This window comes from Streptomyces sp. NPDC052052, from assembly GCF_040680455.1.
Classification (GTDB): domain Bacteria; phylum Actinomycetota; class Actinomycetes; order Streptomycetales; family Streptomycetaceae; genus Streptomyces.
Genome location: NZ_JBFAWU010000027.1, coordinates 1 through 15581, shown reverse-complemented (window position 1 = coordinate 15581; position 15581 = coordinate 1). Strand labels below are relative to the sequence as shown.

Sequence of the window (15581 nt, the reverse complement as noted above, 5' to 3'; positions counted from 1 at the left end):
TGACGCAGAAGGAAGTGGGCATGAGACAGGCCGCGCCCTACGGGGCATGGACTTCCCCCATCTCGGCGGCGGACGTCGCCGCTACGGACAGCCACCCCAACTGGCCCGGCTTCGTCGGCGAGGAGATCTGGTGGTCGGAGCGGCTGCCTCACGAAGGCGGCCGTACCACACTGATGCGGGTCGTCGACGGCGTCGCGCACAGCGCGCTGCCGGCACCGTGGAACGTGCGCAGCCGCGTGATGGACTACGGCGGTCGGGCCTGGGCCGGGGCGATGACCGCGGACGGCCCGCTGATCGTCTTCGTGCACGCGGGCGACCAGCGGCTGTACCGGTATGCCCCCGCGTCCCCCGGCGCCGAACCGCGGCCGCTCACACCTCCCGCTACCAGCGTGCGTTCGCTGACCTTCGCCGACCCGGTCCTGTGGCCCGGTGCGGGGGCCGCCCCGACGGAGGTCTGGTGCGTGCGGGAGAGCACCGGGCCCGACGGGGCGCCCGAACGCGACCTGGTGGCCGTTCCCCTGGACGGAACCGGAGCCCAATCTCCGCAAGCACTCAGGTTGCTGACGGAGCATCATGACTTTTTCACGGGGCCGCGCCTTGCGCCGGACGGATGTCGCGTCGCCTGGATCGGCTGGGACCACCCGGCCATGCCGTGGGACGCGAGCTGGGCGTGCGTCGCGGAGATACGCGACGACGGCTCCCTGTCCGGGGTCCGTGCCGTCGCCGGCGGCCCCGAGGAGTCCGTCGCCCAGGTCGAATGGACCGACGACGGTGAGCTCTACGTCATCACCGACCGATCGGGCTGGTGGAATGTGCACCGGGCCGATCTCGACGGCGGGGCGTCGGTCAATGTGTGCGCACGGGAGGAGGAGTTCGCCGGGGCGCTGACCAAGCTGGGCCTCACCTGGTGCGCTCCGCTGCCCGGCGGGCGGCTTGCGGTCGTCCACGGCACGCACGCGATGGGGCTCTCGATCCTCGACCCCGTACGGGGCGAACTGTTTCCGCTGGACGGCCCGTTCACGGAGTGGGCGCCGCTGCTCGCGAGCGACGGCGACCGTCTGATCGCGGTCGGGGCCGGCCCGGACCGGGGATTCACGGCCGTACGCTTCGACACCGACGCGGGCACGTGCACACCCTTGTCGACGCCTCGGGCCACGGTCGAACCGGCCCTGCTGCCCAGACCGGAGGGCCGCACCTTCGAGGGGCCCGACGGGCGGCCGGTGCACGCCGTCGTCTTCCCGCCGCGCAATCCGCACTTCGGCGGCCTGCCCGCCGAGCGGCCTCCGTACGTGGTGTTCGCGCACAGCGGGCCGACCAGCCGCTTCCCCCTGGCCTACGACCTGCAGATCGCCTACCTCACGAGTCGTGGCATCGGCGTGGTCGGGGTCAACTACAGCGGTTCGACCGGGTACGGCAGGGCGTACCGCAACCGGTTGCGGAACGCCTGGGGCGTCGCCGACGTCGCGGACTGCGCCCAGGTCGCACGCGCGCTCGCCGCCGAGGGCAGCGCGGATCCTGACCGGCTCGCGATCCGCGGTGCCAGCGCCGGCGGCTGGACCGCGGCGGTGTCCCTGACCACCCTGGACACGTATTGCTGCGCGGCGCTGTACTACCCCGTCCTCGACCCGGTCAGCTGGCGGGAGTCCCAGAACGGGGGGTTCGAGGCGTTCTATCTGGACACCCTCATCGGCCCCTGGCCCCAGGCGGAGGGTACGTACGTGGCGCGGTCGCCCGCCCATGCGGCGGCCCGGGTCGACGTCCCCTTCCTGCTGTTCCAGGGCAGTGCCGACCCGATCTGTCCGCCCGCGCAGGCGGAGGCGTTCCTGGCCGGGGTGTCCGCCGAATCGGCGCCCTACCGGCACCTGGTTTTCGAGGGTGAACGGCACGGCTTCAAGCGGGACGACACGCTCATCGAGTGCGTCGAGGCCGAACTCGCGCTGTACTGCGACGCGTTCGGCGTGCCCGGTGACGCCGGCGGGGAGCCGCCGGAGCTGATCCACGAGGTGGTGCGCGCCCAGGCGCTGCGCACCCCCGACCGACCGGCCGTCCAGGATGCCGAAGGAAGTTGGACCTACGCCGAACTCCTGGTCCGGGCAGAGGAGGTGAGCCGTGACCTGGTGCGTAGCGGGGCTCGCCCCGGCGATCGGATCGGCCTCCATCTGGACCGCTCCCGGGATCTGGTGGCCGGCGTCCTCGCGACGCTGCTCACCGGCTGCTCCTACCTCCCGCTGGACCCCGAGTACCCGGCCGAGCGGCTCCGGTTCATGGTCGAGGACGCCCGTCCCGTGGCTCTGCTCACCCGGCGTTCCCTGCCCGATCCGCCACACGGCGCGGGGCAGCGGCTCGTGTACGTCGACGCCGACAGCGGTGCCGGTACCAGTACGGAGAGTGAGCCCGGTGCGGCGGTGCCCTCGGCCGGTACACCGGACGACGCCGCCGTCGTCATCTACACCTCCGGCTCCACGGGCACGCCCAAGGGAGCCGTGCTCGCTCATCGGGGCCTCGTGCACATCCTGCGCCACAGCAAGGAGGCGTTCGGCTTCACCGAGGACGACTCGGTGCTCGCGCTTGCCGCGTTCTCCTTCGACTTCGCCCAGCTCGAGATCCTGCTGCCGCTGGTCAGCGGGGGCACGGTGCATCTCGTGGACCGTGCCGTGGCACGCGACCCGGAGCTCCTCGACGAGGCGCTCGACGCACGGGGGGCCACGTTCGTCATGGGCACCCCGTCCATGTTCAGCGCGCTCACCTCGTTCGGCTGGCGCCCCTCGCGGCGGCTCCGGGTCGTCTCCGGCGGAGAGAGCCTCACCCCGGCCCTCATCGCCGCTCTCGGCTCGGCCGGTTCCCTGTGGAACATCTACGGCCCCACCGAGACCTCGATCTACTCGCTGTACGAGAAGGTACCGACGGCGTACGAGGCACCGCCCATCCCTGCCGGGGCCACTCCCGGCGGAGCACCGGACATCACCATCGGCCGCCCCGTGCCCGGCACCGTCGTGGAGATCCTGCGGGACGGCGACCGGTGCGCCGACGGCGAGACCGGCGAGATCCACATCGGCGGTCCCGGACTGGCCCTCGGTTATCTCGACCGCCCGGAGCTGACGGACGAACGCTTCGTGCCCGATCCGTTCCGGCCCGGTGAGCGCCTGTACCGCACGGGCGACCTGGCCCGGCGCGGGCCGGACGGCCGCGTCGTCTACGTGGGCCGCACCGACGACCAGGTGAAGATCCGCGGGCACCGGGTCGAACTGGGTGAAGTGGAACAGCGGTTGGCCGGCCTCGACGGCGTCCGTGCGGCGGCCGTCGTCGCGGAGCGGGGCCACCATTCCCTGCGGCTCGTCGCCTACGTCGTGCCGGCCGACGGAGCGCCCGCCGACACCGGAGCGCTCCGCTCCCGGCTGGCACGGGAGTTGCCCGCGTACGCCCTGCCCCACCGCATCGTCGCGGTCCAGGAGATCCCCCTGAGCCCCAACGGCAAGACGGACCGACGGGCGCTGAGCAGTCTCGACCGCCCCCTGCCCGCCGCAGGCGATGAGCTTGCCGGGGTGTGGCGGGAGGTCCTCGGGCTTGCCGAGATCCTGCCCACGAGCAGCTTCTTCGACCTCGGTGGCGACAGCCTCAGCGCGATGGAGGTCGCGATCCGGGCCCGTGCGCTCGGCATCCACGTCCGCCCGGCCGATCTGTACGCCACCCGCACCTTCGGGGAACTGTCCCAGCTGGCCGAGGCGCGGCGGGCGGACGGCCCGGCCCCGGCCCGGTCCGCGCAGCTGCCGACCGCGCTGTCCCCGGCGCAGCACCGCTTCCTGGAGTGGGACTACAAGGACGGCGACCACTACAACGTCTCGATGCTCCTGGACGTGGCCGACTCCGTCGACCGCACGGCCCTGGAGGAGGCGCTGGCGCGGCTCGCCGAGCGTCACCCCGCGCTGCGGCTGCGGCTGACCGGCCCGGTGGGCGCACCGGTGCCCCTCACGGACCGGGCGGCGAAGGTGCCGCTGTCGTGGCACGAACTCCCGGCCGACGACCACGAGAACGCCGCCTTTCTGGAGGAGGCCGACCTCCTCCAGCGCTCCCTCAGCCTGCGGGAGGGGCCCGTGTGGCGCGCGGCCTTCTGCTCCGGGCCGACCGGTCACCGGCTCCTCCTGGTGTTCCACCACTTCGTTGCCGACGGCATGTCGCTCAAGATCCTCGCTCGGGACCTGAGCGCGCTGTACGAGGCGGCCGTCACGGGTACGCCCGACGCCTTGGACCCGGCGCCCGCCACGTCCTGGGCCGAACACGCGGGTACCCTGCGCCGCTTCGTCAACGGTCCGCTGGGTGAGCTGTTTCTGCGCCGTTGGGAGGAGCTGCCCTGGCCGTCGCTGCGGCCCCTGCCGGCGGAGCGGCCGACGGGGAGCATGCATCTGAGCTGCATCAAGTCCCTCACCACGCGGATACCCCTGCCGGACGGTGTCGCCGCGGCACGGGTCGAGGAGCTGCTGATCTCGGCGCTGGTGGCGGCCACCGCAGAGGAAGGCGTGAGCCGGACCGGGGCCGTCGACGTGTGCAGGCACGGCCGGACCGATCCCAGCGGCGGGCCCGGCTACCCGGACGCGGTCGGCTGGCTCAACAGCATCGCGCCGTATGTGCTGAGCCTGCCCGAACAGGCCACGGACGCCGAGACGGCGGCCTTGCTGCGGCGCCAGATCACCGAGATCCGCGACATGGAGCAGACCTGGGGCGCCCTGCGTCACCTCCATGACGACGAGTGGGTGCGTCGCCGTCTCGCCGCGCTGCCCGCACCGGACGTCTACCTCAACTTCCTCGGCTCCCGCATGCATGACCTCGAACTGTCCGGCCCGTTCCGGCTGTCGGACGGGGCGGTCGGCACGGAGATGACGCCCGAGCGCACCCAGCCGTACCGGATCAAGATCTACGCGGAGACGGCGCCCGACACCCTCCGGCTGCAGTGGCAGTACAGCTCCGACGTGCACGACGAGGAGCGGATTTTCCGCCTCGCGCAGGCATGCGCGCACTGGTTCGAGCGGTTCGACCGATGACCCCGACCCCCGGGCGGCCCGTCCGGAATGGAGGCCCGATGCAGCACGTCCTCATCGCCAACCGAGCGGCCATCGCGGTCCGTGCCGCGCAGACCTGCCGCAAGCTGGGCCTGGAGACCACCGCCCTGACCGCGCTCACGGACACCCAGAACACCCATGTCGCCTGGGCCGACCACGAGGTCGCCGTCCCGGGCCGCGGACTGCCCGACACCTACGACTCGGCCGTGCGCGTCCTCGACGCCGTGGACCGCAGCGGCGTCGACTGCGTGTACCCGGGGTACGGCTCGCTGGCCGAGAACGCCGAGTTCGTGTCGGGCCTGGAGGACCGCGGCGTGACCTTCGTCGGGCCGACGGCGGCCGCCCTGCGCCTGGCGGGCAGCAAGGCGGCGGCCGTCGAGACCGCTCACCGCGTCGGCATCCCCGTGCTCCCGCACGCCGCCGGCCGGGGCCGGACCGAAGTCCTCGCCCGTGCGCGGGAGATCGGCCTGCCGGTCGTCCTCAAGCCGGAGTTCGGCTACGGCGGTCAGGAGGTGCGCGTCGCCCACACCGAGAGCGACGTCGAACGGGCCGTGGCGGGGGGCGCGGCGGACACCTCCTGGTACATCGAGAAGTTCCTGCCCGTGAACCGGGTCGTCGGGGTCGGTCTCGCCGTGGACCACCAGGGCACCGTGCTGCCTCTCGGCGAACGTGAGAGCCTGCTGGTCGCCGACGGTCTCAAACTCCTGGAGGCCGCGCCCGTCGCGGGCGTCGACGCGCGGACCGTCGAGGCCATGCGGATGGACGCGGCCCGGGTCGCGCGCGCCTTCGGGCTGCACAACGTCATGACGGTCGAGTTCATCGTGGGACCCGACTGTTACTACTTCCTGGAGGTCAACGGCAGGCTTCCGCTGGCCTACCAGATGTCCGAGGCCCAACTGGACACGGACCTCGTGGAGCTCCAACTCCGCATTGCCCGGGGTGAGTCGGTGGCATCGAGTGAGGTGCCCGTCGACCGGGCGCTGCACTGCCTGGAGGCGCGGCTCTTCGTGCACCCCCAGGAGCTGGCGGACTTCCCCGCCGTGGGCACTCTCGACCACCTCGAACTGGCGGATGTCGAGGGCGTCTCGTACGCCTGGTCGGTCGATCCGGCCCGCCCCGTCACCTACGAACTCATCCTTGCCCAGGCCCTGGCCACCGGCGCCGACCGGGCCACGGCGGCCCGACTGGTGCGCGCGGGCCTGGCCGAATCCCGCGTCGAGGGGCTGCGCTGCTACGTGGAGGAGATTCTCCGACGCCTGAACGACGCGTGCTGACCCCGGCCCCGGCCGACGACGAGTGACCACCCGCCAGGAACACCGGAGAGACACATGAACCAAGGCATGACCGTCGCCTTCCTCGGCATAGACGGCATAGGCAAGAGCACGCTGTGCCGCGCCTTCGAAGAACACGTACGGCGAAGCGGCCAGGACGTGGTGACCGTCACCTGGCGGGCCGCGCTGGAGGAGACTGCCGCGCCCTGGCCGGCGGTGCCCCTGCAGCAGCTCTGGCTGGAATCCTTCCGCACCCTGTACGGGGCGGGGGAGCGCGACGGCGAGCCGCTGGACATCCCGCGCGGCTACGACGAGTGGCGGGACAAGGGCTGGGAGCGCCATCTGGCGGCCGAGCCCGTGATGCGCAACCGGGCGTCGGGCGCGCTCGCCGCCGCGTTCGTGGAGATCGCCGGCAACATCCTGCTGGCGTCGGAGGTGACCCGCCGGGCTCTGGCCAGGGGCGCCGTCGTGGTCCAGGAGTCCTATCCCGTCAAGCACGTCCTCAAGGAGCTCGCGGTGGCCGAGCGCCTTGCCGCCGAGGGAGACCTGGACGGCGATCCCGCGGCCGGACCGGTGGGGGAACTGGTCCGCATCGTCCGGGGAATCCTGGACCTGATCTTCGGCTCGGCGCTGCTGCGCCCGGACGTCGGTATTCTCGTCGACGGCCCGTCCTCGTACGCGTACCGCTGGCGCACCGCGCAGAACGGGGCGGTCGGTGCGCTTGAGGACTACGGGCCCGCGGGGGAGCGCAGCGAGGAGTCGTTCAGCCGGTTGCAGGACGAGACGGCCAAGCTGTTCCGCGAGTACGCGCACGCCTGGGGCTGGGTCGTGCACGAGGTGGACGACAGCGGGGTCGAGGCCAATACGGCCCGTGGCCTCGCGGCCCTCTGCTCCCACCCGGAGCTCGCCGCCCGCGGCCTCGCCATCCCGGTCCGGCCCGGCGACGTGACCTCATGACGGTGGCCTTCGCGCCCGCACCGGCGAACGACGCGCGTGTGCTGCGCGTGCTGGTCTCGTCGTCGATGCTGTCCAAGGTCGCGGACTGGCAGCTCGGCATCGTCATCCCGCTGGCCGTGCTCGCGGAGTCCGACTCCGTCGCCCTGTCCCTGGTCTCCTTCGCGCTGCGCGGTGTCACCTACGTCGGCTCGCCGTTCCTGGGCGCGCTCATCGACCGTTTCGACAAGCGCACGATCTTCGTGCTGGCCCAGGTGCAACAGGCCCTCTGCCTGGTCCTGTTGGCGTCACTGCTGTCCAGTCAGGTGGCGGTGGCCGGGTTGGTGCTGCTCTCGGGCGTCGGCGGGGTCGCGTCCACGATCACCGGTCAGTTCGTGCTCATCCCCAAGCTGATCAGCGCGCCGGCCCGCCCCGTGGCCGTGGCCAAGCTGAACTCGGCAATCGAGCTGTCGAAGGTCATCGGACTGATCCTGGGCGGCGCCGGCTTCAGCATCCTGGGTCCGGCGCCCGCCGTGCTGTGCATCGCGGTCCTGTACCTGCTCGCGAGCGGTGTCGGGATGCTGCTGCCCAGGGTGGCGTCGAACCACGAGAAGCTCGACATCCGCCGTGACCTCGCGACCGGCTTCCGCTGGGTCGGCCGCCGCGAGATTCTCTGGCTCGTGGTGACCATGTCGATGACGAATCTCGCCATCGGCCAGCTGGAGCCGGCCCTGATCACCGAGTTCGGTGATCAGGGAGTGAATACCGGCGTGATCTCCGTGGTGATGGCGGTGGGCCTGCTCATGGGCGCTCTCGCGAGCCGCCTCGCACCGGGGCTCGTGCCCGCGTGGGGCCCCGAACGGCGCATTCTGGCAGCCCAGTTGGTCGCCTTCGCGGGCCTCGTCCTGGTGGCGACGCCGCTGCTGCCCGTGCGGCTCCTCGGCTTCATGGTGGAGTGCTTCGCGGTCGCCGTGAGCAACGTGGCGTCCATCACCTACCGGCAGGAGACGATCCCCGCCGACGTGGCCGGCCGGGCCAACGCGACCATTCGCATGTTCATCACGGGAGCCACTCCACTCTCCGGCTTCCTCTACGCGTGGGCGAGCCGCCTCGACGGCATCTGGTACTGGCTGCCGGCCCTGGGCCTGTGGGCCGTCGCGATCGTGATCTGGGCCGTCTACACGCGATACAGCGGGTGTGCCGCCCCGGTGGGGGCCCGCACGGAAGGAGTCTCCGGTGGAGATCGCTGAGCAGGACCACCTCGTCGTGGCCACCGTCGAACCGGATGAGGTCGCGCGGCAGGTCTGGAAGGAGGCCGAAGAGCCGGTCGACATCGTCAGACTGGCAGCGTCCGACGGGCTCGACGAGGCGACGCTGGCCGAGCTGGGGTTCGTGGTGCGCCCGCGCTGGATCAACTGGTGTGCTCCCGTAAGGGAGTCCGCGGAGGAATTCGAGGCGGCGCTGCCTGGAACCGAGCGCCGCAACATCCGCCTCGGTCGCCGCTTCGTCCACGATGAAGGGCTGCGCGTCGGCGTCCGCGTGGGGCTGACCCCGGAGTTCCTGGACGAGTTCCTGGTGGTGTACGACCGGCAGATCGAGGCCATGCCACGGGGGAAGAACTTCGCCCGCCGCTGGCGCGAGCGGCTGCTCGAGCGGGCCCCCGAACACGTCAGCGTCTGCGTGTACGACGGCGACACCATGATGGTCGGGTCGATCTGGTGGATCCGCCCCGAGCAGTCGGTGCTGCAGATGCGCTTCTCCGCGGCCTGTGCCGACGCCCGCATGAGCCGGGTGATGCGGGTCGCCTACACGGAGGCGCTCGGCTTCGCCCGTGAGAACGGCCTTGCCCATGCGTCTCTCGGCAACGACCCGTCCCTCTTCGGACACGTCGTGCAGCCGGGACTGTTCACCTTCAAGAGCCGCTTCGGTTTCGTCCCCGTCCCCTCCGAGGCGCTCGACCCCAACCTGGCCGGCGAACACGCCGACCGATTCCTCACGTTGCGGGCACTTTCCGACCCCGCCCTGGTGGTGACGTGGGGACGCTACCGCGGTGCGCGGCTGTCCTGGCCAGAGGTCGCTCAGGCCCCCGGCCACGACCTCCTTGTCCTGTCCGGCGCGCCCGAGGCGGCGCTGACGGGCCGGTTCCGCCCGGCGGGATTCCGAGAGACCCGGCTCGTGCAGGTGGGCTGAGGGCCGTCCCGTCATCCCCGGTGGATGAGTGCGCGGCGTCAGATGCGGTGCATCGCAAGGCGGAGGGTCGTCCTCATACCGGATCGTATGCGGATGAGCCCGACAACGCTGCGAGGTGCCGTAGCTGTCGTCGGGCGCCCGCCGGGGATGACGGGACAGCCCTTGGATCGCTGAGAATCCCGGGTTCTGACCCGCGGACTCTGACGCAAGGTCAGGTCGGGGCCGCTCGCCGACTGCGGTCGGGTGGTTCAGCCTGGTGTCCTCGTCGGTGCGGTACGTCGTACTCGGCTGACGGCCGGAAACCGCACCGTCGGCGCCATCCAGCGGCCCGGCGCGGCACGGACGTCGAGGGCCGGGACCGGTGGCGGCGCGACCGGGTGGGTTCCACGCGCCGCTGCGGGCCGTACTTGTGCCGGCCCCCCTCCGTCCGCGACCGTAGCAGGCAGGACCGAGACCCCCGATCTTTGTCCATCGTCCACCGTCCACCGAACGGTCGAGCGGACTTCTCCCCACTCGTTACCCTCCGGTAAGTTCGTTTGGGCGTACAGGTGCCGGCGCGCACCTGCCGATTCGAGGAAGGCGGGCAGCCGATGTCCTCAACGGAAGCCGTCGAAACCACGGAACCGGCCGGCCCGACCGGGCTGGCCGACAGTGCACGCGAGCTGGCCGAAGGCCGTACCACCTCGGTCGAACAGGTGTCCGCGGCCCTGATGCGTATCGAAGCGAGCCAGGGCACCCTCAACGCGTTCCGGCACCTGCGCGCCTCGGCCGCGCTCGCCGAGGCCGCCGAGGCCGACCGGCGGCTCGCCGCGGGGGAGCGGCTGCCCCTGCTCGGGGTTCCGGTGGCCGTCAAGGACGACACCGACGTGGCCGGGATGCCGACCCACTTCGGCTGTGACGGCGATCTGCCCGCCGCGACCGCCGACAGCGAGGTCGTACGCCGACTGCGGGCCGCCGGGGCCGTGATCGTCGGGAAGACCAACTCCTGCGAACTGGGCCAGTGGCCGTTCACCGAGGGCCGGGCCTTCGGTGCCACCCGCAACCCTTGGAACACCGGACACACCCCCGGGGGCTCGTCCGGTGGCTCCGCGGCGGCCGTGGCGGCCGGGCTCGTCCCCGCCGCACTCGGGTCCGACGGCGCCGGATCCGTGCGCATCCCCGCGGCCTGGACCCACCTCGTCGGCATCAAACCGCAGCGCGGCCGGATCTCCGGCCACCCGCAGATCGACGCGTTCCAGGGCCTCACCGTCAACGGCCCCCTGGCCAGGACCGTCGCCGACGCCGCGCTGCTGCTCGACGCGGTGGCCGGACACCACCCCGACGACCCACACCGCCCGCCCCCCGTCGAGGCGTCGGCCGCCGCTCGCCGCGACCCGGGCAGGCTGCGCATCGCCCTTGCCTGGCGCCCTCCGCTCACCCTCAGCGGCGCCACGCTCCACCCCGAGGTGCGGCGGGCCGTCACCGCAATGGCCGAGGCCCTCGCCCTCCTCGGCCACGACGTCGAGGAGGCCAGGCCCCGCTACGGGTTGATCGGCCTCGGCTTCGTCCCCCGGGCCACCGTCGGGATCGCCGAACTCGCCGCCCGCCACCCGGACCCCACCCTCCTCGACCCGCGCACCCGCAGCGCCCTGCGCACCGGAACCCGGCTCGCCGGCCGAGTGGTGCGCGCGGCCAGGGAGCGGGAGGTGTGCCAGCACCGCAGGATCGGCGCGTTCTTCCGCACGTCCCGGGCCGGCGCCGGCTACGACGTCCTGCTCACGCCGACGACGGCCCTGCCGCCTCCCCCGATCGGCAGATTCGACGGGCTGAGTGCCTGGCGCACCGATGTGACGATGGCCGAGGCCTGCCCGTACGCCTGGCCCTGGAACGTACTGGGCTGGCCCGGCATCAACGTTCCGGCCGGGTTCACCGGCGACGGGCTGCCCATCGGGGCACAACTGCTCGGCCCGTCCCGCAGCGAGGAGACGCTGATCTCGCTGGCCGCCCAACTGGAGGCGGACCGCCGCTGGTACGCGCACCGGCCCCCGGCGGCGCCCGTCGGCTTGCGCGACGGAAACTAACCCCCCCCCCAGGACCTCCGCCCGCCCTCCGCCCGCATCCGCACACCGGTCGGCGGGCGTGGGCGCGGTTCGCCGTGTCGCCCAGGGCCCCTTGTTCGGGTCATGCCGGGCTCGCGTGCCCCGGTGCCGCTTCTCGCCGCGTTGCCCGCCCGGCCCCGCCGATCGCACCCGAGCGCGATCGGCGGGACCATGTACGGGAACGGAGTGGATGGTGGTGACCACGATGACGTCCGCAGTCCCTCAGTCGGTGCCCGGGCCGGAACCTCCGCAGCCCAGCGCCATCCAGTCCCCCTTCGGTACGGCGCACGACGCGACCGCGGTGGTCACCACAGCCGGAACGGTCATCGGGTGGACGCGCAGCGCGCAGGACCTGCTCGGACACCGCGCGGCCGAGGTGGTCGGGCGGTCCGCCGGCTTCCTGCTCGCGGTGCCGGAGGATCCGGTGCGGGTGGCGCGGATCGTGGAACGGTGCCACGAGGGCTCGGGGTGGAGCGGTGTCGCCGTCGTGCGGCGGCGCGACGGCCGGCGGATCGAAGTGGATCTGCGGGTCTCGGCCTCGTTCCACCTGGAGGGCCAGGAGTGCTTCCTGATCTCCGGACGGGAACGGAGTCCGGAGCGGACGGTCGGGCAGTCCGTCCTGAACGCCTTCCTGACCAGCGCACCGGTAGGAATGGCGGTGGTGAGCCGGCAACTGCGCTACGTCTGGATGAACGCCACCCTGGAAAGCATCGGCGGCGTCCCGCGCGAGCAGCGCCTGGGCCGCCGGATGGGCGAAGTACTCCCCGGGCTGGACACCGATGCCATCGAGGCCGTGATGCGCGGTGTGCTGGAGTCCGGGGTTCCCGTCACGGACTACGAGTACCACGGCTGGAGCTGGGCCGATCCGCAGCGCGAGCACGCCTACTCCAGTTCGTTCTTCCCGCTGACCGATGCCGACGGTACCGTCTGGGGCCTCTGCTACATGGTCGTGGACGTCACCGACCGGTGGCAGGCCCAGCAACGCCTGGCCCTGGTCCACGACGCCGGAGCCGGCATCGGCAGCACCCTGGACGTGTGGCGAACGGCCGAGGAGCTGGCCGAATTCTCGGTGCCGCGGTTCGCCGACTTCGTCACCGTCGACCTGCTGGCGCCGGTCGCCCGCCCCGAGGAGCCCGGCCCCTGGCCCACCGGCACAGCTCCCTTGGACACGACAGCCGGCTCCTCACGCGGTGGTGACGCACGGTACCGGCCGCCGATGTGTCGCGTGGCGATGAAGTCGGTGCGCGAGGGCTGCCCGGAGGCGATCTTCCAGATCGGGGACATGGCGGATTCCCTGCCTCCGCCCCACGACGTCCGGTTCCTCAGCCACGGCGAACCCGTCCTGTTCCCGATCCTCGAATCCACCGGTCACCTGTGGGAGGCCGAACAGCCCGACAGGGTGGCGAAGTTCCGCAAGTACGGTCTGCACTCCCTCATCGCCGTACCCATGCGGGCCCGTGACACGGTGCTCGGCCTGACCACCTTCTTCCGAACGGTGAATCGGCCCCCTTTTGAACCGGACGACGTGTTGTCGGCCCGTGAACTGGTGGCACGCGCGGCCGTGTGCGTGGACAACGCCCGCCGCTACACCCGTGAGCACGCCGCGGCGCTGACGCTGCAGCGCAGTCTGCTTCCGCACATGCTGCCCGGCGGGAGGGCGCTGGACGTGGCCTCCTCCTACCTTCCGGCGGATGCCAAGGACGGGGTCGGAGGTGACTGGTTCGACGTGATCCCGCTGTCCAGCGCCCGGGTCGCCCTGGTGGTCGGAGACGTCGTCGGGCATGGCATCAGCGCCGCGGCGACCATGGGCCGCCTGCGTACCGCGGTGCACACCCTCGCCGACATGGATCTTTCCCCCGATGAGCTGCTCGCCCACCTCGACGACCTCGTCATCCGCCTGAGCGACGAGGAACCCGAGGGCGAGGTGAGCGGCGCGGCCGTGCTCGGCGCCACCTGTTTGTACGCCGTCTACGATCCCGTCACCCAGCGCTGCACGATGGCGCGCGCCGGCCACCCGCCCCCGGCCGTCGTCTCCCCGAACGGGCACGTCAGCTTCCCCGAGCTGCCCGCGGGGCCCCCGCTCGGCCTGGGTGGTCTGCCCTTCGAGACGGCGGAAGTCGAGCTGCCGGAAGGCAGCCTGATCGCCCTGTACACCGACGGCCTCATCGAGGGCAGGGACCGGGACGCCGAACGCGGGATGACCCGCCTCGGCGGCGCCCTGGCCCAGCGCGGGCTTCCTCTCGACGCCCTGTGCACGGCGGTCGTGGAACAGTTGCTCTCCGTACCGCAGCCCGACGACGTCGCGCTGTTGCTCGCCCGCACCCACCGGCTGAGCCCCGACTACGTCGCCTCGTGGGACGTGCCGTCCGACCCGGCAGCCGTCGCGGACGTCCGGGCCCGGACGTCCCGTGTGCTCAAGGCATGGGGCCTGGAGGAACTGGAGATGACGACCGAGCTGATCGTCAGCGAGCTGGTCACCAACGCGCTGCGTCATGCCACCGGCCCGATCCGGCTGCGGCTGCTCCGCCAGTCCGTTCTGACCTGCGAGGTCTCCGACGCCAGCAGCACTTCCCCGCGGCTGAGGCACGCCCGGACCACGGACGAGGGCGGTCGCGGCCTCTTCCTCGTGGCCCAGCTCACCCGCCGCTGGGGCACCCGCTACACAACCGCGGGCAAGAGCATCTGGACCGAGCAGGATCTCCCGCAGACGGCAGCATGACTCCCCACTTACCTGCGGGCGTGCGCTCCCCGGAGCATCGGTACAACGGCGACCCGTGCCCGTCCGGTGCGGCTGTCAGGGAACGCGGGCCGTCCATTCCGGATTGGCGAACTTGGTCCGGGCGAGTTCTTCGGCGCGGGCCATCTCTTCGGGAGTGACCTGGCCGGCGGTGAGCCCGTGGCGGTTGCGGAAGGAGTCGAGCATGCGGTCGATGACGGCCTGGCGGGAGAGGCCGGTCTGGCGGCGCAGGGGGTCGACGCGCTTCTTCGCGCTCTTGGTGCCCTTGTCGGACATCTTCTCCTTGCCGATGCGCAGGACTTCGAGCATCTTGTCGGCGTCGATGTCGTAGCTCATGGTCACGTGGTGGAGGACGGCGCCGGGGCCGCCGTCGGTGGCGACCATGCGCTTCTGGGCGGCGCCGCCGATCTTGCCGGCCTCGGTGGCGATGTCGTTGAGAGGCTGGTACCAGGCCTTGATGCCCATGTCGGCGAAGGCGTTGAGCACCCAGTCGTCGAGGTAGGCGTAGGAGTCGGCGAACGACATCCCGGAGACGAGGGAGGCGGGGACCGAGAGGGAGTAGGTGATCGTGTTCCCGCTCTCCACGAACATGGCCCCTCCGCCGGAAATGCGCCGGACGACGGTGATGCCGTGGCGGGCGGCACCCTGGGGGTCGACCTCGTTGCGGAGGGACTGGAAGCTGCCGATGATGACCGCCGGTTCGGCCCACTCCCACACGCGCAACGTCGGCGGCCGGCGGCCGGCGGCCACCTCCGAGGTGAGGACCTCGTCCAGGGCCATGTGCAGGGCCGGGGACTGGGGTGCGTCCCGGATCAGCCGCCAGTCGTAGTCGGTCCAGTTGGTCGCGTGGGACAGTGCGCGGCGCACGGCTACGGCGACGCCTTCGGAGGTGAGGCCGTACATCACGGTGCCGCGGGGAAGGGCGGCGTCGATGCGGGCGGCGAGGCCTGCGGTGTCGGTCTCGGCCGCGGCGCCTTCCAGCGCGGTGTCGATGGCGGTGATCGCCTCGTCCGGTTCCAGGAAGAAGTCCCCCGCTACCCGGACGCTGCGCAGCGCGCCGTCGATGACGTCCAGGTCGACCACCACCAGCTTGCCGCCGGGGACCTTGTACTCGCCGTGCATCTTTCCTGCCTCCGTCGTGTTTTCCGCATCAACGGTAACCCGCATCGCTGTGCTGCTCCGGAGGCGCCGACGCAGCACGGTCCGGGGCCGGGTGGTGGGGTTCACCACGCGGCCCCGGACCGTGGAGGAGAGGGGCGGAGCTTGCGGACGGATCAGCCCTTGCGGGACTTGACCTCGTCGGTGAGCTGGGGGACGA

At 71.9% G+C, this 15581-nt stretch carries 8 protein-coding genes; 7 read left to right on the top strand and 1 reads right to left on the bottom strand.

Annotated features, from left to right (window positions below; translation table 11 throughout):
- The first annotated feature begins 20 nt into the window (after window positions 1–20).
- The 7 genes from AB0L71_RS27465 (at window position 21) to AB0L71_RS27435 (ending at window position 14245) form a co-directional block, all read left to right on the top strand.
- A complete protein-coding gene (locus AB0L71_RS27465) occupies window positions 21–5036 on the top strand; it encodes an amino acid adenylation domain-containing protein (RefSeq protein ID WP_365247847.1) in 5016 nt (1671 codons plus the stop codon).
- 38 nt (window positions 5037–5074) lie between these two features.
- Window positions 5075–6328, top strand: a complete 1254-nt coding sequence (locus AB0L71_RS27460) for a biotin carboxylase N-terminal domain-containing protein (RefSeq protein ID WP_365247845.1) — start codon at window positions 5075–5077, stop codon at window positions 6326–6328.
- 54 nt (window positions 6329–6382) lie between these two features.
- Entirely contained in the window at window positions 6383–7282 is a 900-nt protein-coding gene (locus tag AB0L71_RS27455; RefSeq protein WP_365247843.1) for a hypothetical protein, read from the top strand.
- Window positions 7279–8508, top strand: a complete 1230-nt coding sequence (locus AB0L71_RS27450) for an MFS transporter (RefSeq protein ID WP_365247841.1) — start codon at window positions 7279–7281, stop codon at window positions 8506–8508. The genes AB0L71_RS27455 and AB0L71_RS27450 overlap by 4 nt, the downstream gene beginning before the upstream one ends.
- A complete protein-coding gene (locus AB0L71_RS27445; RefSeq protein ID WP_365247839.1) occupies window positions 8495–9448 on the top strand; it encodes a hypothetical protein in 954 nt (317 codons plus the stop codon). The genes AB0L71_RS27450 and AB0L71_RS27445 overlap by 14 nt, the downstream gene beginning before the upstream one ends.
- A 590-nt stretch (window positions 9449–10038) precedes the next feature.
- A complete protein-coding gene (locus AB0L71_RS27440; protein ID WP_365247837.1) occupies window positions 10039–11508 on the top strand; it encodes an amidase in 1470 nt (489 codons plus the stop codon).
- A 223-nt stretch (window positions 11509–11731) separates the two neighbouring features.
- Complete coding sequence (locus AB0L71_RS27435; RefSeq protein ID WP_365247835.1) at window positions 11732–14245, top strand: SpoIIE family protein phosphatase; 2514 nt, start codon at window positions 11732–11734, stop codon at window positions 14243–14245.
- Between the two features lie 75 nt (window positions 14246–14320).
- On the opposite strand, the gene AB0L71_RS27430 is transcribed toward AB0L71_RS27435, so the two are convergent.
- Window positions 14321–15385, bottom strand: a complete 1065-nt coding sequence (locus AB0L71_RS27430; RefSeq protein WP_365247833.1) for a biotin/lipoate A/B protein ligase family protein — start codon at window positions 15383–15385, stop codon at window positions 14321–14323.
- Window positions 15386–15581: the final 196 nt, after the last annotated feature.